Genomic DNA, 21,617 nt, shown 5'->3' with positions numbered 1-21,617 from the left:
GTGACGCTACCCGAGCGGGGTGGAGAGAAGGAACGGGTCCGCGGGGCGTGCGCCCCGCGGACCCGTTGCCAGGTGCTGCGATCTAGCAGACGATCACGGCTTGTCGGGAACGGTGATGTCCCCGTCGATGATCTGCTGCTTGTAGTCGTCGAGCTGGTCGGTGATGTCGTCGATCTGACCACCGCTCGTCGAGTAGCCCACGCCGTCGACCTTGAGGTCGTAGGTGGTGACGCCGGACGGGAACGAGTCGCCGTCGATCGCCTTGAGGTACTCGTGGACCGCGACGTTCACGTTCTTGAGCATCGAGGTCATGATGACGTCCTGGACGGACGGGTCAGCGGTGTTGTACTGGTCGGAGTCGACGCCGATCGCCTTCGCCTTGGCCTCGGCGGCCGCCTCGAAGACGCCGCCACCGGAGCCACCAGCAGCGTGGTAGACGATGTCCGCGCCGCCGTCATACATGCCCTGAGCGGCCGTCTTGCCCTTGGCCGGGTCACCGAAGCCGGAGAAGTCCGGCACCTGGGTCAGGTACTTCACGTCGATCTCGATGTCGGGGTTGACCGCCTTGGCGCCGGCCACGTAGCCCGCCTCGAACTTCTGGATCAGCGGGGTCTCGACGCCGCCGATGAAGCCGATGTGGTCCGACTCGGTCTTGAGCGCCGCCGCCGCGCCGACCAGGAACGAGCCCTGCTCCTCGGCGAAGACCAGGCTCGCGACGTTCGGGACCTTCTCGAGGCTGGCGTCGTCGATGATCGCGAAGTGGACGTCCGGGTACTCCTCGGAGACCTTCGTCAGCGACGGGGCGTAGGCGAAGCCGACCGCGATGATCGGGTCGAACCCGGCCTCGGCGAACGTGCGCAGGCGCTCCTCGCGAGCGGTCTCGGCCTCGCCATCCTCGGCCTCGGACTCCTGGGCGTCAGCAATGAGGCCCTCTTCCTTGGCCTGGTCGAGACCAGCGGCTGCCGAGTCGTTGAACGACTGGTCGCCGCGGCCGCCGACGTCGTACGCCATGCCGACCTTGATGTCGGACTTCGGGGCGTCGGACGACGGCGAGTCAGTGCCGCTGTCGCCGCCTTCACTGTCGCTACCGCACGCCGTCAGGGCCAGGATGCCGGCCGCGAGGATTGCTGCAAACTTCGTGGTGCGTCGCAAGACGCCTCCTTCATGGTCCGTGAACGCCCCGGACGGGCGTGAAACAGACGAAACCCTAGGGCCTGCGTGCGGGCGGGACTGCACGTTGACGAAGTTGTTATCGAGTCGATGCGGACTGGGCGGACATACTCATCGATGAGCCCCGAAATTTGTCAGAAAGCGCCGTGGAACGCGACCGCCACCTGTGCCAGCACGCGGGCGCCGATGCCCACCGCCCGGTCGTCGACGCGCAGGTTGCCCTGGTGCAGGTCGTACGTCGGCCCGCCGGGCGTCCGCGTGCCGAGCCGGCCCATGGCACCGGGCACCCGGTCGAGGTACCAGCCGAAGTCCTCGCCGCCGAGGCTCTGCTGGGTGGGAACGTGCCCATCCAGGCCGAGCACCCCCTCGACCGCCCCGGCGAGCAGCGAGATCGAGGCCGGGTCGTTGACGACGGGCGGTACGCCGCGCTGGTAGTCGACCTGCGCGTGCACGCCGTACGGCGCCACGATCTGCTCGACCAGCAGCGGGACCAGCTTCTCGGCCTCGGACCACGCGACGGCGTCGAGCATCCGGACCGTGCCGCCGGCGCGTCCGGTCGCAGGGATGACGTTGTGTGCCGAGCCCGCGCGGACGATGCCCCAGACCACACTCACCCCGGCCCGGGGGTCGAGACGCCGCGAGAGGATGGAGGGCAGCTCGGTGATGACCTTGCCGAGCGCGTAGGTGAGGTCCTCGGTCAGGTGCGGCCGGGAGGTGTGGCCGCCCGAACCCGTCAACGTCACGTCGAGGTGGTCCGCGGCGCCGGTGATGGGCCCCTCGCGGAGCCCGACGCTGCCCACGTCGAGGGTGGGGTCGCAGTGCAGGCCGAAGACCCGGTCGACGTCGTCCAGGGCGCCGAGCTCGATCAGCGAGAGCGCCCCGCCGGGCATGACCTCCTCGGCGGGCTGGAAGAGCAGCCGGACCCGGCCGGGGAGCAGCCCCAGCTCGTGTACCCGTCCGAGCGCGACGGCCGCGCCGACCAGGGCCGCGGTGTGCACGTCGTGGCCGCACGCGTGGGTGACGGCCTCGACGGTGCTGGTCCAGGGGTCCCCGGTCAGGTCGGGCACCGGCAGCGCGTCGAGGTCCGCGCGCAGCGCGACGATCGGCCCCTCGGTGCCGATGTCGGCGACCAGACCGGTGCGCGGCAGCTCGGTGACCCGCCAGCCCGCCTGGGCGACCCGGGCGGCGACGAGAGCGGTGGTCCGGACCTCGCGCCAGGACAGCTCCGGGTGCGTGTGCAGGTCGCGGCGGAGCGCGACGAGCTCCTCCTCGACGCCCGCGACGACATCGTCGATCACGGCATCGGCGAGCGTGTGTGCGGGGTCGGAGCTGGCGGTGGACATCGGGTCGAGGTTACCGGAGCGCACCGAGCGGGCCCCGGCCGATCATCCGGAGCCCGCTCGATGCCTGCTGTGCGGTCAGCTCACTTGCGGTACCTGACCAGCTTGCCGCCCGGAGGCGTGTCCGGGTTCTCCTCGGACGGTCCGACCAGGACGTCGACGGTCGCGTAGAGGCCGCGCGGCGTCCACTCGACCGCCGCCGGCTGGTTCGCCTTGGCGTACGTGCGGACCTTCTTGGTGCCGTGCTTGATCCGGGAGATCTGACCGCCGAAGAGCTGCGAGACGAACATGTCGCCGTTCGCGGCGATCGCGATGCCGACCGGGGCGAACAGGCTGCCGACCGCCTTCTTGATCTTCCCGTTCTTCAGCTTCACGGCGTACACCGAGCCCAACGGAGCCTGCTCACCGAGGCCACCGCCCTCCGTCGTGACGTAGAGCTTGCCGTCGCCGCCGAGGGCGATGTCGGTCGGGACGGACTCGCCGTAGTACGTCTTGCCGACCGCGCAGGCCGGCAGACCCATGCCGCCGGCGAGCTCGGCCGTGATCTCGACCGGGACCGGCGGGGTCACCGCCAGCGTGCGGACCCGGCCCTTGGGCGAGATCTCCAGGACCGCGTTCATGCCGGCGTCGGCGACGAAGACGGTGCCCTCGTCGGTCTGGAGGGTGGCGTAGGGGTGCGAGTCCTTGACCCCGCGGTATCTGGGCGGCCCGAACTGGTCGGACGGCCAGGACGCGGCGCACTCGGCGCTGAGGTCGCGAATGCCGTACGTGACCGACTTGTCGGGGTTCTTCTTGTTCTCGAAGGCGCGGATGTTGGCGATGGTGCGGACCTTGCCGGACGGGGTGATCCACTTCACCCACGACTTGGCGGGGTTGTCCTCGGCGTCGCTGGCGGTCTCGGCGAACACGAGCTTGCCGTGGAAGACCGACACGCCGCCGACCTCGTTGCCGTTCTTGCTGGCGTAGACGGTCTTGGGCTTCTTGCCGGGACGGGCCTTGCTGAGCAGGCCGGCGAAGTTCTGGGTGACGTACGCCGTGCCGTCGTCGTCGACCGCGGCACTGAGCGGGGCGACGAGGTTCTTGGCGAGCGGCTTGGGCTTCGGCGCGGCGGCCTCGCCGGCGGGCATGAGCGCCACCGTCGTGACTGCGAGCGCGAGCGTCGCCATGGCGGCGACGGTCCGGGTACTACGCATGTGCTGCCTCCCTGAGCGGTAGTGAGGCCTCCACCATGGACGTCCCGATGTCCCGAGCGCACGGGTCAGCCGTCCCGGATCGGCAGGATCACCCCATATTGGGGACGTCAGTCCGCGTCGTACGCCGCGAGGATCCGGTCGGCGGCGACGGTCGCCGGCAGCTCACCGGCGAGCACGGCCGCGCGCACCTCCTCGCGCATGGCGCGGACGCCGGCCGAGTGGCGCAGCCGCTGGTCGAGCTCGTCGCGGACCAGCGCCCAGGTGAAGTCCAGCTGCTGGTGGGCGCGTTTGTCGGCGAGACCGGCCGCGCCCAGGTGCTCGCGGTGCACGCCGACCCGCTCCCAGACCTCGTCGACACCCGAGTCCTCCAGCGCCGAGCAGGTCACCACCGGCGTCGCCCACTCCCCCGGTCCGCGCACCAGGCGCAGCGCGCCGGCGAGGTCGCGGGCGGCGACCCGAGCCTCCTGCTGGCGGTCGCCGTCGGCCTTGTTGACCGCGATCACGTCGGCGATCTCGAGGATGCCCTTCTTGATGCCCTGCAGCTGGTCGCCGGTCCGGGCGAGGGTGAGGAAGAGGAACGTGTCGACCATCCCGGCGACGGTCACCTCCGACTGGCCGACGCCGACCGTCTCGACCAGCACCACGTCGTACGCCGCGGCCTCGAGCACCGCCATCGCCTGCACGGTCGCCCGGGCGACGCCACCGAGCGTCCCTGCACTGGGCGAGGGGCGGATGAAGGCCTGGGGGTCGTTGGCGAGGCGCGCCATCCGGGTCTTGTCGCCGAGCACCGAGCCACCGGTGCGGATGCTCGACGGGTCCACGGCGAGCACGCCGACCCGGTGGCCGTCGGCGGTGAGCCGAGAGCCGAGCGCCTCGATGAACGTGGACTTCCCGACCCCGGGCACGCCCGAGATGCCGACCCGCACGACGTCCGTCGGCGCGTCACCGGCGAGCCCGGTCAGCAGCTCGCGAGCCTGCTCCCGGTGCTTGCGGCTGGTCGACTCGACGAGCGTGATCGCCTGCGAGACAGCGGCGCGCCGCCCCTCTCGGATCCCCGCGACGAGCGTCTCGACGTCGGGCATGCTCAGTGGTCCAGCTGTTCCCGCAGACGGGCCAGGAGGTCGAGGGCGGACTCCGCGATGACCGTGCCCGGCAGGAACACCGCGGCGGCGCCCATCTCCCGGAGCGTGGGCACGTCGTCGGGCGGGATCACGCCGCCGATCACGATCATGATGTCGGGGCGCCCCTGCTCGGCCAGCGCCTTCTTGAGCGCGGGCAGCAGCGTGAGGTGGCCGGCCGCCAGCGAGGAGACCCCGACGATGTGCACGTCGGCGTCGACCGCCTGCTGGGCGACTTCCTCGGGCGTCGAGAAGAGCGGGCCCACGTCGACGTCGAAGCCCATGTCGGCGAAGGCGCTGACCACGACCTTCTGGCCACGGTCGTGGCCGTCCTGGCCCATCTTGGCGACCAGGATCCGGGGACGCCGACCCTCGGCCTCCTCGAACTCCTCGGTCGCGTCGAGCACCTGCTGGAGCAGGGAGCCGTCGCCCTGGCTCGACTCGTCGCGGTACACGCCGCTGATCGTACGGATCACGGCCTGGTGGCGGCCGTAGACCTTCTCCAACGCGTCGGAGATCTCGCCGACCGTGGCCTTGGCTCGGGCGGCGTCGACCGCGAGCGCGAGCAGGTTGCCGTCGAGCGAGCCCTTCTCGGCGCCGCGCTCCGCCGAGTTCGTCAGCGCCTCGAGTGCACGCCGTACGTCGTCGTCGTCGCGCTCCGCACGCAGCCGCTCGAGCTTGGCGATCTGCTGGCGGTAGACGTCGTCGTTGTCGACCTTGAGCACGTCCAGCTTGTCCTCGGCGGCCAGGCGGAACGTGTTGACCCCGATGACTTTCTGGGCGCCGGAGTCGATCCGCGCCTGGGTGCGCGCAGCGGCCTCCTCGATGCGCATCTTCGGGATGCCCTGCTCGATCGCGGCAGCCATGCCGCCAACCCGCTCGGCCTCCTGGATGTGCGCCCACGCGCGCTCGGCGAGGTCGTGGGTCAGGCGCTCCACGTAGTAGGAGCCGGCCCACGGGTCGATCGTGCCCGTCGTACCGCTCTCCTGCTGAAGCAGGAGCTGGGTGTTGCGCGCGATCCGGGCCGAGAAGTCCGTCGGCAGCGCGATGGCCTCGTCGAGGGCGTTGGTGTGCAGCGACTGGGTGTGGCCCTGGGTCGCGGCCATCGCCTCGATCGCGGTGCGCCCGACGTTGTTGAAGACGTCCTGGGCGGTGAGCGACCAGCCGGAGGTCTGGCTGTGGGTGCGCAGGCTGAGCGACTTGGGGTTCTGCGGCTCGAACTCACGCACCAGCCGGGCCCAGAGCGCCCGGGCCGCGCGCATCTTGGCGATCTCCATGAAGAAGTTCATGCCGATCGCCCAGAAGAAGGACAGCCGCGGCGCGAACTGGTCGATCGTCATGCCCGTCGCGAGGCCGGCGCGGATGTACTCCACGCCGTCGGCCAGCGTGTACGCGAGCTCCAGGTCGGCCGTCGCTCCGGCCTCCTGGATGTGGTAGCCGGAGATCGAGATCGAGTTGAAGCGCGGCATCTTCGCGGAGGTGTAGCTGAAGATGTCGGAGATGATCCGCATGCTCGGCGCGGGCGGGTAGATGTAGGTGTTGCGGACCATGAACTCCTTGAGGATGTCGTTCTGGATCGTCCCCGCGAGCTGCTCCGGCTTCACCCCCTGCTCCTCGGCCGCCGCGATGTAGAGGGCGAGCACCGGGAGGACAGCGCCGTTCATCGTCATCGACACCGACATCTCGTCGAGCGGGATGCCCTCGAAGAGCGTGCGGGTGTCGTAGATGGAGTCGATCGCCACCCCGGCCATGCCGACGTCGCCGCGCACCCGGGGGTGGTCGGAGTCGTAGCCACGGTGGGTCGCGAGGTCGAACGCGACGCTCAGGCCCTTCTGGCCCGCCGCGAGGTTGCGGCGGTAGAAGGCGTTCGACTCCTCGGCGGTGGAGAACCCGGCGTACTGCCGGATGGTCCACGGCTGGGTCGTGTACATCGTCGGGTAGGGCCCGCGCAGGAACGGGCTCAGGCCGGGGAAGGTGCCCAGCGCGTCGAGACCCTCGATGTCCTCGGGTCCGTACGCCGGCTTGATCTCGATGCCCTCCGGGGACATCCAGGGCTCGCCACTGAAGCTCTCCGGGACACTCATGCCAGCTTCTCCCTGGTCCGGTTGAGGAAGTCGAGGGCATCGACGCCCATGGCGCAGGAGTCGTCGGCCCAGTCCCGGGGCTTCCCCGCGACGATCACCCACTCGGCACCGTTGCTTCGCAGCTCGGCGGCGGTCTCGGCGCCCGACTCGTCGTACGCCGCATCGGTGCCGACCAGGCACACGACCCGCTCGCCGTCGTGCTCCCCCGCCGCGGCCCGGATGCCACCGGCCGCCAGCAGGTTGGTGGCGAAGGTTGCGCGGGCGGTGTGCTGCGCCACGGTGCCGAGGGTGGCCAGGAAGACAGGGGTCTCGGCGGGCTCGTCGCGGAGCGCCTCGAAGCTGGCGCCGTAGCGGCGTACGTCGTCCCACTCGTCGGTGGGCGCGCGCTCAGGCAGCACCTCGTCGAGATTGGGGAACTCCGTCAGTCCGGTGATCGGCCGCTTGCGCTTGGCGATCTCTGCCTCGCGCTTGGCGACCGTCGCGGCGATCTCCGCATCCAGGTCTTCGCCGTCGTCGAGGCGGCCGAAGACGTCCCAGGCCGCGCGGGCGAGGTCGTCGGTGAGCTTCTCGACGGCGTACGCACCACCGGCCGGGTCGGCCACCTGCGCGACGTGCGACTCGTCGATGAGCAGGTGGGAGGTGTTGCGTGCGATCCGGCGACCGAAGGCGTCCGGGCGGCCGAGGGGGCTGTCGAAGGGCAGCACCGTCACGCTGTCCGCTCCCCCGGCGCCGGCCGCGAAGGCCGCGACCGTGGTGCGGAGCATGTTGACCCACGGGTCGTACTTGCTCATCATCGGGCGGCTGGTGACGGCGTGCAGGCGCATCGTGCTCTCGCTCGCCTTGCTGAGCTCGAGCACCCGCGCCCAGAGCCGGCGGGCGGCGCGGAGCTTGGCGATCGTCGGGAACTGCTCGTCGGTGGCGGCGTACCTGAACTCGACGAGGCTCGCGGCCTCATCGACGCTCAGGCCGGCGTCGGCCAGGGTGCGGAGGTACGCCGCGCCCGCGGCCATCGACCAGCCGAGCTCCTGGGCGTCCGAGGCGCCGCGGTCGTGGACCGTCGTGGCGTCGACGACGAACCCGCGGACCTCGAGCTTCTGCGCTGCTCGCGCCACGTCACCGGTGGCGTCCGCGGCCGGGACGCCGAGGTTGGTCTCGGGGTGCAGCTCACGGTCCTTGAGGTAGCCCGCCGTCGTCGCCGGGTCGGCCCCGTCGAAGACCACCGGCGCGAGGTCGAGCAGCACCCGGTCCAGCAGGGTGTCGAGGTCGGTGTCGGCGTCCACGCGCAGCCAGAGGCTGGTCACCCCGCCGTCGAGGTCGACGAGGGCCTCCTCGTTGGCCAGCTTCGCCTGGCGACCGTCGGCGTACGCCCGGATGTCCCAGTCGCCCTGCCGCGTCGGCCGGCCACTGGTCTCGAGCCCGGCCAGGTCCTCCGGGGTCCCGAGCGGCTTGATCCCGATGCCGTCGAGCGTGGTCTTCGTCAGCTTGGACCAGACCAGCTGGTCCGCGTCCTCCTCGCCCAGCCGCCGCGCCTTGCGGAGCACTGCGGCTGCCTCGCGCTCCCAGTCGGCCGCGGTCCACACATCCTCCGGGGACGCCAGGTCGAGCGAGCCCTGCGCAGGCTCCAGCTCCTCGGGCTCGTCCAGCCCACCCTCGACAGTCATGCTGCGAACGATAGGAGCGCGGAGTGACGTCGGCTACAGAGTGTGACCTTTTCGGCGTTCCTCGTCCCCCGCCCCGGTGGTCGAGGAGGCGCGGTACGCCGTCGCCGGTGGTTGAGGAGGCGCGGTACGCCGTCGCCGGTGGTTGAGGAGGCGCGCTAGCGCCGTCTCGAAACCCCCGCAGCGTACGCAGGGCAATGTTCGCGGCCTCCGGGATGGCCCGACGCTGCGGCCAGTCCCGCACAGCGGAGAACTGTGACCAGCTCGTGACCGACCGACGGCAACGTGATCGCCTCGCACCGCGTCGTAAGGGGTGTCAGGGCACTCGCGAGGAGAAGGTCACATGTCAGTCAGGGAGATCGGCGAGCCGACCAGGCGGACCGCAGCGGTGCGGGCGTTCCTCACCATCGTGCTGGTCACGGCACTGGTGGCAGCGGCGCTGGGCGGAGCAACGTACGTCGCGTCCCGCGCGTTCATCGGCATCATCAGCTGACCTGCTCCTACCCTGGCGTCCGTGAAGGTGCGGTCGCCGGACGGTCAGGTGTGGCGGGTCAGCCGACGGTGGGTGCCGTGGCGCCGTCGGCTGACGGGCGCAATGGAGTCGATGCCGGATCTCGGCCTCGCCCACCTCGGCGACGACCCGGTCAGCGCGATCATCGCGGTCGTGCTGCTGATCATCGCGCTGCCGTTCCTCGTGCTGGGGCTGGTGGCCGGGGTGGAGTTCCTGCTGGTCCTGGTCGTCCTGCCGTTCGCCGTCCTCGGCCGAGTGTTCCTCGGCCGGCACTGGACCGTGGAGGTACGCCGGGGGTGGCGGCCGTACTGGGAGGTGCTGTCCGGCGACTGGCAGGAGAGCGGCCTGGAGATCCACGCGACGGCCGACGCGATCCGCCGTGGCGACCTCCCGCCGCCGACACTGGTCGACTGACCTAGACCTCGGCCCGCCCGTCGTTGTCCTTGTTGCGCAGCCCGATCTTGTTGCCGAGCCACACGAGCGGGTCGTACTTGCGGTCGACCACGCGCTCCTTCATCGGGATGATCGCGTTGTCGGTGATCTTGATGCCCTCCGGGCAGACCTCCGTGCAGCACTTCGTGATGTTGCACATCCCGAGGCCGGCGGCGCCCTGGGCGAGTGCCCGGCGGTCGTGGGTGTCGAGGGGGTGCATGTCGAGCTCGGCGTACCGCAGGAAGAACCGCGGACCCGCGAAGGCGGGCTTGTTCTCCTCGTGGTCACGGACGACGTGGCAGGTGTCCTGGCACAGGAAGCACTCGATGCACTTGCGGAACTCCTGGCTCCGCTCGACGTCGATCTGCGCCATCCGCCGCTTGCCGTCGGCGTCGCGCGGCGGGAGCTCGGCGTACGGCAGCTCCTTGGCCTTCTCGTAGTTGTACGAGACGTCCGTGACGAGGTCGCGGATCACCGGGAAGGCCCGCATCGGGGTGACCGTGATCGTCTCGGTCGGCTCGAAGTCGGAGAGCCGGGTCATGCACATCAGCTTCGGCCGGCCGTTGATCTCGGCCGAGCAGGAGCCGCACTTGCCGGCTTTGCAGTTCCACCGGATCGCGAGGTCGCCGGTCTGCGTGGCCTGGAGCCGGTGCAAGGCGTCGAGGACGACCTCGCCCTCGGACACCTCGACGGTGTAGTCGGCGAGGTCGCCGCCCTCCTGGTCGCCGCGCCAGACGCGCATCTTCAGGTCGTAGCCCATGTCCGTCCCTCTCAGTCGAAGTACTTCTTGAGCTCGTCCGGCATGACCGGGAGCGGCTTGTCGTGCAGGTCGACGCCGGTGCCGTCGGCGTTGAGGGTGACGACGAGGTTCTTGGTGCCCCACACCTCGTGGTCGGTCTTCGGGAAGTCGTCGCGGGTGTGGCCGCCGCGCGACTCCTCGCGCGCCAGCGCCGCCTTCGCGATCGCCTCGGAGACGATCAGCATGTTGCGCAGGTCGATCGCGAGGTGCCAGCCGGGGTTGTACTGCCGGTGCCCCTCCACGACCATCGTCTTCGCCCGCTCCTTGAAGACCTCGATCTCCCGCAGCGACTCCTCCAGCTCGGACCCGGTGCGGATGATGCCGACCAGGTCGTTCATGGACTGCTGGAGGTCGTGCTGGATCGTGTACGGGTTCTCGCCACCCTCGACCTCGAACGGCGCCAGGGCGCTCGCCTGCGCAGCCTTGAGGTCGTCCTCCGCGATCGTCGGGCGGGCGTCGCCCAGACCCGCGGCGTACGCCGAAGCCGCCTCACCCGCACGCTTGCCGAAGACCAGCAGGTCGCCGAGCGAGTTGCCGCCGAGGCGGTTGGAGCCGTGCATGCCGCCGGAGCACTCCCCCACGGCGTACAGGCCGGTGACCGCGCTCTCCTGGGTGTCGGCGTCGACCTCGACGCCGCCCATCACGTAGTGGCAGGTCGGACCGATCTCCATCGGCTCCGCCGTGATGTCGACGTCGGCGAGCTCCTTGAACTGGTGGTACATCGAGGGCAGCCGCTTGCGGATGAACTCCGGCGTACGGCGCGACGCGATGTCGAGGAAGATGCCGCCGTGCGGTGACCCACGGCCCGCCTTGATCTCGGAGTTGATCGCCCGGGCGACCTCGTCACGCGGCAGCAGCTCGGGAGGACGGCGGTTGTTCTTCTTGTCGTCGTACCAGCGGTCGGCCTCCTCGATCGTGTCGGCCGTCTCCGCTTTGAAGAACTCCGGGATGTAGTTGAACATGAACCGCTCGCCCTCGGAGTTGCGCAGGATGCCGCCGTCACCGCGCACCGACTCCGTGACCAGCAGCCCCTTCACCGACGGCGGCCAGACCATGCCGGTCGGGTGGAACTGCACGAACTCCATGTTGATCAGCGAGGCCCCGGCGCGCATGGCGAGCGCGTGGCCGTCGCCGGTGTACTCCCACGAGTTCGAGGTGACCTTGAACGACTTGCCGATGCCACCGGTCGCCAGGATCACGGTCGGGGCGTCGAAGGTGATGAAACGGCCGGACTCGCGCCAGTAGCCGATCGCGCCGGCTATCGCTCCCGCTTGTCCTGAGCCTGCCGAAGGGTCCTTCAGGAGGTCGGTGACCGTGCACTCCATGAAGACGTCGATGCCGAGCTGCACCGTGCGCTGCTGGAGGGTGCGGATCATCTCCAGCCCGGTGCGGTCGCCGACGTGGGCGAGCCGGGCGTACTTGTGCCCGCCGAAGTCTCGCTGCGAGATCAACCCGTCGTCGGTGCGGTCGAAGAGCGCACCCCAGTCCTCGAGCTCCTGCACCCGCTCGGGAGCCTCCTGGGCGTGCAACTGGGCCATCCGCCAGTTGTTGAGCATCTTCCCGCCACGCATGGTGTCGCGGAAGTGCACCTCCCAGTTGTCCTCCGGCCAGCGGTTGCCCATGGCTGCTGCGATGCCGCCCTCGGCCATCACGGTGTGCGCCTTGCCGAGCAGCGACTTGCACACCACCGCCGTGCGCGCGCCCGCCTCGTGGGCGGCGATCGCCGCCCGCAGCCCGGCACCGCCCGCGCCGACCACGACGACGTCGTACGCGTGTCGCTCCATGCCGCCCTCGCTGAAGCCGGACATCTCGTTGCCGGTCATCGGGTGGCGAGTGCTGTCCGCGGACATCAGAAGAACCTCACGTCATCGACAGTGCCGGTCGCCAGCAGGTAGATGTAGAAGTCGGTCAGTGCGACCGAGAACAGGGAGTACCAGGCCCACCGGGCGTGCTGGCCGTTGAGCTTCGAGACCCAGCCCCAGAGCTGGTAGCGGACCGGGTGCTTGGAGAAGTGCCGGAGCCGGCCGCCCATGATGTGGCGGCACGAGTGGCAGCCCAGCGTGTACAGCCAGATGAAGACGACGTTCACTAGCATGATCAGGGTGCCGAGGCCCATGTGGATGCCGTCGGACTCCCCCTCGGCCGGGCCGAACGCCAGGAAGACGTCGTAGGTCAGGACCAGGGCGACGAGGACCGCGGCGTACCAGAACCAGCGGTGGACGTTCTGGGCGAGCAGCGGGAAGCGGGTCTCGCCGGTGTACTTGCCGTGCGGCTCGGCGACAGCGCAGGCGGGCGGCGAGAGCCAGAACGCCCGGTAGTACGCCTTGCGGTAGTAGTAGCAGGTCAGCCGGAAGCCGAGCGGGAAGATCAGGATGAGCAGCGCCGGCGAGAGCGGGAACCCGCCGAACGGCTGGCCGAAGTCCGACGAGCCCGGCACGCACTCGTTGCTCAGGCACGGCGAGTAGAACGGCGAGAGGTACGGCTCCGAGAAGTAGTTCGCGCCGGAGAACGCCCGCCAGGTGGAGTACACGATGAACAGGGTGAAGACCACGAAGGTCGCCAACGGGGTGAGCCACCAGCGATCGGCTCGCAGCGTCTTGACGCCGATCCTGGCCCGAGTCGGGCCATTCACGCCGGTCGAACCTGCTGCCGTCTCTCGAGCGTCGGTCGACGCCATCGCCACCTCCGGTGGGTCGGGTGCTAGGTGAGTCTGCACACTTGCGGGCAGATGTGAAAGGGCCCACACCGAGATTGCGAGAACGTGTTCCATTTCAGTGGTAGTGGTCTGGTTCATCCGACATCCACCTCACCGCAGCGATCCGGCCACCTCGCGCGGTCACCCTGACGGCATGAGGATCACCCTCGTGACCGAGACGTTCTTCCCGGCTGTGGATGGCACGACCACGACGGTCAAGGCGGTCGTGGACCGGCTCGTCGACACCGGCCACGATGTCCAGCTGATCGCACCCGGACCCGGCCTGACGACGTACCGCGGCTGCCCGGTGGTCCGGATCCGCCCGCTCGACAAGCCCGGCGGACAGGTGCGGGACGCCCTCGCGGCCTTCCGTCCCGATCTCGTGCACGTCACCTCGCCCGCGACCGTGGGCCGGAAGGCGCTCAAGCACGCGCACCGGCTCGGCATTGCGACCCTGGTCGTCGAGCAGTCAGCGACACTCTCGGGCGTCACCGCGGACCGGACGCTGGTCACCTCCAGGTGGATGCTCGGCCGGGACGCACATCTGTGGGCGCCGGGCGTCGACACCGCCGCGTTCACCCCCGCCCTCCGCGACACCTGGCTGCACGACCGCTGGTCGCGGGCCCGCTCGCTCCCGAAGCCCCTGGTCGTCGTCGGGTACGTCGGCAGCCTGCGCAACCGGCACGACGTACGCCGACTGGTCGAGCTGTCGCGGGTGCCGGGGATCCGACCGGTGATCGTGGGCGACGGCCCGCAGCGGAGCTGGCTGGAGGCGCGGTTGCCCGGGGCGAAGTTCACCGGGACGCTGAGCACCGGAGACCTGACCGCAGTGCTGCCGGCCTTCGACCTGCTGGTGCACCCCGGCGAGCGCGAGACCTGCTGCCACGCCCTGCGCGAGGCGGGAGCCTCGGGCGTGCCCGTCGTCGCTCCGCGCTCGGGAGGCGCCCCGGACGTCGTACGACACCTCGAGACGGGCCTCCTCTACGACGAGACGCACCGGCACGGGCTGCGCGACGCCGTACACGCGCTGGCTGCGGACAACAGCCGCGCCCTGCTCGGCGAACGCGGGCGCGCCCTGGCCTCCCGGTCGTGGATCGAGGCGGTCGACGAGCTGGTCACTTACCACTACCGACCGCTCATGACTCGGACTACGACTGTCGGGTAACCGGATGTAAGTCACATCCCCAGCGGTCCCGAGCGCGGAACGCGCGGGGTAGCGTGGTCGTTCGTGGCAACGACGACCCTGGTCAGGGGTGCGCGAGCATCCCGCTCGACCATCACCCTCAAGCTCTTGATGGCCGCCAGCGGCATCATCTTCATCGGTTTCGTGCTCTTGCACATGTACGGCAACCTCAAGGCCTTCTCCGGCCATGACGCCTACAACGAGTACGCCGAGCACCTCCGCATCCTCGGGGAGCCGATGCTTCCCCGGGAGGGCGCGCTCTGGATCATCCGCGCGGTGCTGGTCGTGTCGCTGGTCCTGCACGTCGGCTCGGCCGCGGTGCTCTGGAAGCGCGCCAAGCGGGCCCGGAGCACCGCGTACGTGATGAAGAAGAACAACGCCTCCAGCCTGTCCTCGCGGACGATGCGCTGGGGCGGGCTGACGCTGCTGCTCTTCATCATCTGGCACCTGATCAACTTCACGATCGGGAAGGTCAACGTGTCCGGCGGGGAGACGAACGACCCGTACGACCTGCTGGTCGACACGTTCGACACCTGGTGGATGACGCTGATCTACCTCGCCGCGATGCTCACGCTCGCGATGCACCTGCACCACGGGGTGTGGAGCTCGGCGCAGACCCTCGGCCTCACCAACAACGCCCGCGCCCGCCGCAACGCGAAGAGCCTCGGCTGGATCGTCGCCATCGTCATCGCCGGTGGCTTCTCCCTCGTGCCGATCTTCGTCCTCGCCGGCGTCATCACCAAGTAGACAGGGGTCTCCCGCACATGACCGACATGCCGGACACCACCCTCACGTCCGATCCGTCCCACGACGAGCCGGGCGACCACGGCGACGACGCCGCCGGTTACTACACGCCGGGCGAGCCGATCGTGGACACCAAGGCGCCGAAGGGCCCCATCGACGAACGCTGGCAGACGCGCAAGTTCGAGGCGCGGCTCGTCAACCCGTCCAACCGCCGCAAGCTCGACGTGATCATCGTCGGCACCGGCCTGGCCGGCGGCGCCGCCGCTGCCACGCTGGGCGAGGCGGGCTACAACGTGAAGTCCTTCTGCTACCAGGACTCCCCTCGCCGGGCCCACTCGATCGCTGCCCAGGGCGGCATCAACGCGGCCAAGAACTACAAGGAGGACGGCGACTCCGTCCACCGGCTCTTCTACGACACGGTCAAGGGTGGCGACTATCGCTCGCGGGAGTCGAACGTCTACCGCCTGGCCGAGGTCAGCACCAACATCATCGACCAGTGCGTCGCGCAGGGCGTCCCGTTCGCTCGTGAGTACGGCGGCCTCCTCGACAACCGCTCGTTCGGTGGCGTGCAGGTGTCGCGCACCTTCTATGCCCGCGGGCAGACCGGCCAGCAGCTGCTGATCGGCGCCTACCAGGCGATGGAGCGTCAGGTCGCGGCCGGCACCGTGGAGCAGTTCACCCGCCACGAGATGCTCGAGGTCATCGTCGTCGACGGCAAGGCACGCGGCATCATCGCGCGCGACCTGGTCACTGGCGAGATCGAGACCCACCTGGCCGACGTCGTGGTCCTCGCGACCGGCGGCTACGGCAACGTCTTCTTCCTCTCCACCAACGCGATGGGCTCCAACGTCACCGCGGCGTGGCGCGCGCACCGCAAGGGCGCCTACATGGCCAACCCCTGCTACACACAGATCCACCCGACCTGCATCCCGGTCACCGGCACGCACCAGTCGAAGCTGACCCTGATGTCGGAGTCGCTGCGCAACGACGGCCGGATCTGGGTGCCGAAGAGCAAGGCGGACTGCGAGAAGGACCCGCGCGACATCCCCGAGGAGGACCGCGACTACTACCTGGAGCGGATCTACCCGTCGTTCGGCAACCTGGTCCCCCGCGACATCGCCTCGCGTGCCGCCAAGAACGTCTGCGACGAGGGCCGCGGCGTCGGCCCCGCGGTCGACGGCGTACGCCGTGGTGTCTACCTCGACTTCAGCGCCGCGATCGAGCGCCTCGGCGTGGACGGCATCGAGGAGAAGTACGACAACCTCTTCGACATGTACGCCCGGATCACCGGCGAGAACCCGTACGAGACCCCGATGCGGATCTACCCCGCCGTCCACTACGTGATGGGCGGCCTGTGGGTCGACTACGACCTGCAGTCGTCGATCGAGGGACTCTTCGTGACCGGCGAGGCCAACTTCTCCGACCACGGCGCCAACCGCCTGGGCGCCTCGGCGCTGATGCAGGGCCTGGCCGACGGCTACTTCGTGCTGCCGCACACCATCCGCGACTACCTCGCGGACGGGCCGTTCGCCAAGGTCGACGAGAGCCACCCTGCCGTCGTCGAGGCGAAGAAGCAGGTCCAGGACCGGGTCGACCACTTCCTGAACACCAAGGGCACCCGCAGTGTCGACTCCTACCACCGCGAGCTCGGCAACATCATGTGGGAGTACTGCGGGATGGAGCGGACCGAGGACGGCCTGAAGAAGGCGATCGACCTCATCCGCACCCTCAAGGAAGACTTCTGGCGCAACGTGAAGGTGCTCGGCACGGCCGAGAGCCTGAACCAGTCGCTCGAGCGGGCCGGCCGCGTCGCCGACTTCATCGAGCTCGGCGAGCTGATGTGCATCGACGCGCTCAACCGTCGCGAGTCCTGCGGCGGCCACTTCCGGGGCGAGTCGCAGACCGAGGACGGCGAAGCGCTGCGCCACGACGACCAGTTCGCGTACGTCGCCGCGTGGGAGTTCGCGGGCGACGGCGAGCCGCCGGTCCTGCACAAGGAAGACCTCGTCTACACGGCCATCGAGATGAAGCAGCGGAGCTACAAGTGAAGGTCACTCTCAAGATCTGGCGCCAGCCGGACGCCGCGTCGAAGGGCGCGATGCACACCTACGAGCTCGATGGTGTCTCCGAGGACATGTCGTTCCTCGAGATGCTCGACGTGCTCAACGAGGAGCTCAACGGCAAGGGCGAGGACCCGGTCGCGTTCGACTCCGACTGCCGCGAGGGCATCTGCGGCATGTGTGGCCTGATGATCAACGGCGAAGCCCACGGCCCCGAGGTCACCACCACCTGCCAGCTGCACATGCGGTCCTTCAAGGACGGCGACGAGATCGTCATCGAGCCCTGGCGCGCCGACGCGTTCCCGGTCGTCAAGGACCTCGTCGTCGACCGCGGCGCCTTCGACCGGATCATCCAGGCCGGCGGCTACATCTCGGTCAACACCGGATCCGCCCCCGAGGCCCACTCCGTGCCGGTCCCCCGCGACGACGCGCTCCGCGCGTTCAACGTGGCCACCTGCATCGGCTGCGGCGCCTGCGTCGCCGCCTGCCCCAACGGCTCGGCCTCGCTCTTCATGGGCGCGAAGATCACCCACCTCGGCGAGCTCCCGCAGGGCCAGCCGGAGCGCGACTCCCGCGTCGTCGACATGGTCGCACAGCACGACCACGAAGGCTTCGGCGGCTGCACCAACATCGGTGAGTGCACCGCCGCCTGCCCCAAGGAGATCCCGCTCGACGTGATCTCCCGCCTCAACTGGGACCTGCACCAGGCCATGCGCCACGGCCACTGAGCCACCGAGACTGGCCCGCCCGAGATCTCGGGCGGGCCAGCCTTCATTTCTGGGTGCTGCGGGAAACGAGACCGCGATCGAGCGTGACGAGACGGGCTGGTACGCGAGGCACCTCGAACCCGGTGCACGCCACCCCTGCCCACAAGCCGCAGGTCCCGACCTGTGAGGGCGCCCTCGCCGGACTCGGGGGCGTTCGCCGACTCCGGCTTTCCTGTCGGCGGAGCCGGCCGGCTTCTACTCCCGGACCCGGCCGGTCTCGTAACCCCACATCGCGACCTCCACCCGGTTACGGGCGCCGAGCTTGGCCATGAGGCTGCCGATGTGGGTCTTCACCGTGCTGAGGCTGATGTGCAGCTCGGCGGCGATCTCTGCGTTGGTGCGACCCCGCGCGATGGTGAGCAGCACCTGCTCCTCGCGTTCGGTGAGCGGGTCGTGGGGCTGCGCGGGAGGAGCTGCCCGGCCCGTGCCCGCGAACGTCGACAGCAGCCGGCGGGTGATGCTGGGCGAGATGAGCGAGTCACCTCGGGTGGCCGCCCGGATCGCCTCGCCGAGCAGCTCGGGTCCGGCGTCCTTCAGCAGGAAGCCGGTAGCGCCGGCCAACAGCGCACCGTGCACGTACTCGTCGAGATCGAAGGTGGTGATCACGACGACCGCAACCGGGTCCTCGACGCCCGGCCCGGCCAGCAGACGGGTCGCTTCGACCCCGTCGAGGACGGGCATCCGGATGTCCATCAGGCACACGTCGGGACGGAGCTCGCGGGCCAGCCGCACCGCCTCCTGCCCGTCGCGCGCCTCCCCCACGACCTCGATGCCGTCCAGGGTGCCGAGAATCAGCCGCAGCCCGGTCCGCACGAGATCCTGGTCGTCGGCGACCAGCACCCGGATGCTCACGCCGACACCTGCCGCGGCAGTGTCGCGCTGACGGCCCAGCCGCGACCGGAGCAGGGACCTGCGCGGCACGCGCCACCCAGGAGCAGCGCGCGCTCCATCATCCCGGTGAGCCCGAACCCCGCTTCGGGTGCGGGGTCAGCCGCGCCCGGATCACCGTCGTCGCGGACGACGAGGCTGACCGTCGAGTGGTCGCCGGCGACGCGTACGTCGATCAGGGTGGCGTTCCGGGCATGCCGCAGGGCATTGGTGACCCCTTCCTGAGCGATCCGGAAGACGGCGGCGTCGATCGCCGCCGGGAGGGCGGCAAGGTCACCCGAGACCCTGACGTCCACCCGCGGCCCGCCAGGCGAGGACCCGGACAGCCGCTCGAGGTCGGCAACACCGGGCTGCGGGGCGTAGTCGGCGGGTGCCTCGTTGCGCAATACGCGGACCATCGCCCGCATCTCCGCGAGCGTGCGCGATGCCTCGACCTCGATCACCTCCAGTGCCTCGAGCGGCGACGAGGGGCTGGTCGCCGCGAGAGCGCGCCCTGCTTGGGCCTGGACGGCGATGGCAGAGACGTGGTGGGCCACCGTGTCGTGCAGCTCGCGCGCCAACAGGACCCGTTCCTCCGACTTCACCTGCTCCAGCCTTCGCTCCCGGGTGCCGTGCTGCGAACGCACGGCCCAGCCCAGGGCAAAGGCGGACATCAGGACAGCGACTGCGGCGATTGCGTCGGCCACCCCGGTCCAGCCGACGAAGAGCGCCATGGTGGCCGGGACCAGGATGATCGCCAGACCAGCCACCGCCTCTCGCCCGGAACCCCACCGGAAGAGTGAGTAGGGCAGCAGCAGGAGGTAGACCATCGTGTTCATCTCGAGCGCCGGTGCATCGGATGCGATCAGGCCGATGTCCACGATCGCGGTCACGCCGAAGGCGGCCGCGACCACTGCGAGCGGGTGCGTACGTCGCCAGAGCAGCAGCGGCGCCAGTCCGATCGTCAACACTACCGACAGCCCCGGTAGAGGCAGATCCTCACGCAGGACACCTTCCAGCACCCCGAAGACCGTCACGACCGCCAGCAGCGCCCAGTCCCGCCACACCCGAACCGGTGGGGCCGAGGGCCGGGGTTCCTCCAGCAGGGACCGCAGTGGATTGCTCACTCCCTCAGCGTAGGGATGGAGCGCCGCCAGGGGACCGGCCGAAAGTCTGACCCGCCCTCCCGGCCGCCCCGGCCCCGTACTTTCGGTCAGGACAAGACCGGCCATGGAACCGATACGCGCACGCCGCGATGTCGCGAGGGTTGAGCCCATGATCACTGTTGAGTCCCTGACCCGGAGGTACGCCGGCGTCACCGCCGTCGACAACGTCTCCTTCACCGCCCAGCCCGGCCGCGTGACCGGTTTCCTCGGTCCGAACGGCGCCGGCAAGTCCACCACGATGCGCGTGATGGTCGGTCTCACCGCCCCGACATCCGGCTCCGCGACCATCAACGCAGAACGGTTCGCCGACCTCCCCAACCCCGGCCTCGAGGTGGGCGTCCTGCTGGACGCCTCCGCCCAGCACGCCGGCCGCACCGGCCGCGAGATCCTCACCATCGCCGCCGACACCATGGGCCTGCCCCGCACCCGCGTCGACGAGATGCTCGAGATCGTGAGCCTGACCCCCACCGAGGCCAAACGCAGGGTGCGCAACTACTCGCTCGGCATGCGCCAGCGGCTCGGTATCGCCACGGCACTCCTCGGAGACCCCCAGGTGCTGATCCTCGACGAGCCCGCCAACGGACTCGACCCCGCCGGGATCCGGTGGATGCGCGACCTGCTGACAGGCTTCGCCAGCCATGGCGGCACGGTGCTGCTGTCCTCACATCTGCTCCACGAGATCGAGGTCATCGCCGATGACCTGGTCGTCATCGGCAACGGCAAGATCGTCGCGGCCGGCAGCAAGGAAGAGCTCCTCGCCGCGGCCGGGACGCTCGCCCGCTCGACGTCACCGCGCGACCTCGCTTACGCACTCGAGCAGGCCGGGATCCCCAGCACGCTCGCCGGGGACGGCTCGGTCCGCACCGATGCCGACCCCGCTCGGGTCGGGGCCGTGGCCCTGACCGCCGGCATCGCCCTCACCGAGCTCCGGTCCGCCGAGGGCGCCGGGCTCGAAGACATGTTCCTGTCGCTCACTGCCGACACCCAACGCGAAGGAGTTGCGGCATGACCGCCACGACCGTACCGCCAGCCACCACCACGGAGGCCGCACCGGTCCGCCGGACCGCCCGTCCCATCCCGACCACTCGGCTGGTCAAGGTCGAGCTGCGCAAGATGTTCAACACCCGCTCGGGATTCTGGATGCTCATCAGCATCGGCGTCCTGTCGGTCATCGCGACCGGGGCGGTCATCATCTTCGCTCCCGACAGCGCCGTCACCTACGAGAGCTTTGCGACTGCGATCGGCTTCCCCATGTCGGTGATCTTGCCGATGATCGCGATCCTGGCCGTCACTAGTGAGTGGAGCCAGCGCAGCGGACTCACCACGTTCACCCTGGTGCCGCGCCGCGGACGCGTGATCGGCGCCAAGGCGATCGCGACAGTCCTGGTGGGCCTCGGCTCGATGGCCGTCGCCGTCGCGGTGGGCGCCGTCGGCAACCTTGCTGGCTCCGCGCTCGCTGGCGTCGACACCGTCTGGGACGTGTCGCTGTCCACCGCGCCCCAGATCGTGCTCGGCAACCTGGTCGGCATGGCGATCGGCTTCACGCTCGGCGTGGTGCTGAGGGCCTCGGCCGCGGCGATCACCGGCTACTTCGTGGTCTCCCTCGTCCTGCCCGGCATCCTCGAGCTGCTCGCCTTGGTGCGGGAGTGGTTCCTGGACCTGCAGCCGTGGATCGACTGGAACTACACGCAGGTGGAACTCTTCGAGGGCGCCACGAACACCGGTGAGGAGTGGGCGATGCTGGGCTCGACCACGATGATCTGGATCGTCCTTCCCCTCGTCGGCGGGCTGCTCTCCCTGCGCCGCTCCGAGGTCAAGTAGTCACCCACA

Annotated in this window: 19 protein-coding genes; 8 read left to right on the top strand and 11 right to left on the bottom strand. The window is 69.8% G+C overall.

The window, feature by feature from the left end; translation table 11 throughout:
• Positions 1–93: 93 nt before the first annotated feature.
• The 6 genes from ABEA33_RS09065 to ABEA33_RS09040 all read right to left on the bottom strand — a co-directional run bounded on the left by ABEA33_RS09065 (position 94) and on the right by ABEA33_RS09040 (position 8,566).
• Complete coding sequence (locus ABEA33_RS09065; RefSeq protein ID WP_345526435.1) at positions 94–1,152, bottom strand: BMP family lipoprotein; 1,059 nt, start codon at positions 1,150–1,152, stop codon at positions 94–96.
• A gap of 152 nt (positions 1,153–1,304) precedes the next feature.
• Positions 1,305–2,513 (bottom strand): amidohydrolase, encoded by a 1,209-nt coding sequence (locus ABEA33_RS09060; RefSeq protein ID WP_345526434.1) that lies wholly within the window; start codon positions 2,511–2,513, stop codon positions 1,305–1,307.
• An 80-nt stretch (positions 2,514–2,593) separates the two neighbouring features.
• On the bottom strand, positions 2,594–3,703 hold the full coding sequence (locus ABEA33_RS09055) for a ScyD/ScyE family protein (RefSeq protein WP_345526433.1): 1,110 nt from the start codon (positions 3,701–3,703) through the stop codon (positions 2,594–2,596).
• A 107-nt stretch (positions 3,704–3,810) separates the two neighbouring features.
• Complete coding sequence (meaB, locus tag ABEA33_RS09050; RefSeq protein ID WP_345526432.1) at positions 3,811–4,785, bottom strand: methylmalonyl Co-A mutase-associated GTPase MeaB; 975 nt, start codon at positions 4,783–4,785, stop codon at positions 3,811–3,813.
• A gap of 2 nt (positions 4,786–4,787) precedes the next feature.
• Complete coding sequence (scpA, locus tag ABEA33_RS09045) at positions 4,788–6,905, bottom strand: methylmalonyl-CoA mutase (RefSeq protein ID WP_345526431.1); 2,118 nt, start codon at positions 6,903–6,905, stop codon at positions 4,788–4,790.
• Positions 6,902–8,566 carry a methylmalonyl-CoA mutase family protein gene (locus ABEA33_RS09040; RefSeq protein ID WP_345526430.1) on the bottom strand — a complete coding sequence of 555 codons (1,665 nt, stop codon included), beginning with the start codon at positions 8,564–8,566 and terminating at the stop codon, positions 6,902–6,904. The genes scpA and ABEA33_RS09040 overlap by 4 nt, the downstream gene beginning before the upstream one ends.
• Before the next feature lie 340 nt (positions 8,567–8,906).
• Here ABEA33_RS09040 and ABEA33_RS09035 point away from each other — a divergent pair, with 340 nt between their 5' ends.
• Positions 8,907–9,056, top strand: a complete 150-nt coding sequence (locus ABEA33_RS09035) for a hypothetical protein (RefSeq protein ID WP_345526429.1) — start codon at positions 8,907–8,909, stop codon at positions 9,054–9,056.
• Positions 9,057–9,077: 21 nt separating this feature from the next.
• Complete coding sequence (locus ABEA33_RS09030; RefSeq protein WP_345526428.1) at positions 9,078–9,488, top strand: hypothetical protein; 411 nt, start codon at positions 9,078–9,080, stop codon at positions 9,486–9,488.
• Position 9,489: 1 nt separating this feature from the next.
• Here the strand turns inward: ABEA33_RS09030 and ABEA33_RS09025 are convergent, their stop codons facing one another.
• Genes ABEA33_RS09025 through ABEA33_RS09015 form a run of 3 tightly spaced genes read right to left on the bottom strand, consistent with a single transcriptional unit; the run spans position 9,490 to position 12,937 of the window.
• Positions 9,490–10,266 (bottom strand): succinate dehydrogenase/fumarate reductase iron-sulfur subunit, encoded by a 777-nt coding sequence (locus tag ABEA33_RS09025; protein WP_345526427.1) that lies wholly within the window; start codon positions 10,264–10,266, stop codon positions 9,490–9,492.
• Between the two features lie 11 nt (positions 10,267–10,277).
• Positions 10,278–12,155, bottom strand: coding sequence for a fumarate reductase/succinate dehydrogenase flavoprotein subunit (locus ABEA33_RS09020; protein WP_345526426.1), 1,878 nt, complete (start codon positions 12,153–12,155; stop codon positions 10,278–10,280).
• Entirely contained in the window at positions 12,155–12,937 is a 783-nt protein-coding gene (locus ABEA33_RS09015; RefSeq protein WP_345526425.1) for a hypothetical protein, read from the bottom strand. Before ABEA33_RS09015 ends, ABEA33_RS09020 begins: the two co-directional genes overlap by 1 nt.
• Positions 12,938–13,154: 217 nt before the next feature.
• On the opposite strand from ABEA33_RS09015, the gene ABEA33_RS09010 reads away from it, so the two are divergent.
• From ABEA33_RS09010 to ABEA33_RS08995, 4 genes are all read left to right on the top strand, one after another.
• Complete coding sequence (locus tag ABEA33_RS09010; protein ID WP_345526424.1) at positions 13,155–14,165, top strand: glycosyltransferase; 1,011 nt, start codon at positions 13,155–13,157, stop codon at positions 14,163–14,165.
• A 63-nt stretch (positions 14,166–14,228) separates the two neighbouring features.
• Complete coding sequence (locus ABEA33_RS09005; RefSeq protein ID WP_345526423.1) at positions 14,229–14,930, top strand: succinate dehydrogenase cytochrome b subunit; 702 nt, start codon at positions 14,229–14,231, stop codon at positions 14,928–14,930.
• Between the two features lie 26 nt (positions 14,931–14,956).
• Complete coding sequence (locus ABEA33_RS09000) at positions 14,957–16,975, top strand: fumarate reductase/succinate dehydrogenase flavoprotein subunit (protein WP_345526594.1); 2,019 nt, start codon at positions 14,957–14,959, stop codon at positions 16,973–16,975.
• Entirely contained in the window at positions 16,972–17,715 is a 744-nt protein-coding gene (locus tag ABEA33_RS08995) for a succinate dehydrogenase/fumarate reductase iron-sulfur subunit (protein ID WP_345526422.1), read from the top strand. Before ABEA33_RS09000 ends, ABEA33_RS08995 begins: the two co-directional genes overlap by 4 nt.
• A 234-nt stretch (positions 17,716–17,949) precedes the next feature.
• Here ABEA33_RS08995 and ABEA33_RS08990 read toward each other — a convergent pair whose 3' ends face one another.
• Together ABEA33_RS08990 and ABEA33_RS08985 are read right to left on the bottom strand one after the other, a co-directional pair.
• Positions 17,950–18,606: a response regulator gene (locus ABEA33_RS08990; protein ID WP_345526421.1), complete on the bottom strand. Its 657-nt coding sequence runs from the start codon at positions 18,604–18,606 to the stop codon at positions 17,950–17,952.
• Entirely contained in the window at positions 18,603–19,748 is a 1,146-nt protein-coding gene (locus ABEA33_RS08985; protein WP_345526420.1) for a sensor histidine kinase, read from the bottom strand. The genes ABEA33_RS08990 and ABEA33_RS08985 overlap by 4 nt, the downstream gene beginning before the upstream one ends.
• A gap of 148 nt (positions 19,749–19,896) precedes the next feature.
• Here ABEA33_RS08985 and ABEA33_RS08980 point away from each other — a divergent pair, with 148 nt between their 5' ends.
• Positions 19,897–20,796, top strand: a complete 900-nt coding sequence (locus ABEA33_RS08980; protein ID WP_345526419.1) for an ABC transporter ATP-binding protein — start codon at positions 19,897–19,899, stop codon at positions 20,794–20,796.
• Positions 20,793–21,608: an ABC transporter permease gene (locus ABEA33_RS08975; RefSeq protein ID WP_345526418.1), complete on the top strand. Its 816-nt coding sequence runs from the start codon at positions 20,793–20,795 to the stop codon at positions 21,606–21,608. Before ABEA33_RS08980 ends, ABEA33_RS08975 begins: the two co-directional genes overlap by 4 nt.
• The last annotated feature ends 9 nt before the right edge of the window (positions 21,609–21,617 follow it).

This window comes from Nocardioides endophyticus, from assembly GCF_039543845.1.
GTDB classification, from domain to species: domain Bacteria; phylum Actinomycetota; class Actinomycetes; order Propionibacteriales; family Nocardioidaceae; genus Nocardioides; species Nocardioides endophyticus.
Note: the sequence above shows the minus strand (reverse complement) of the source record. Positions and strands in the feature narration are given on the sequence as shown.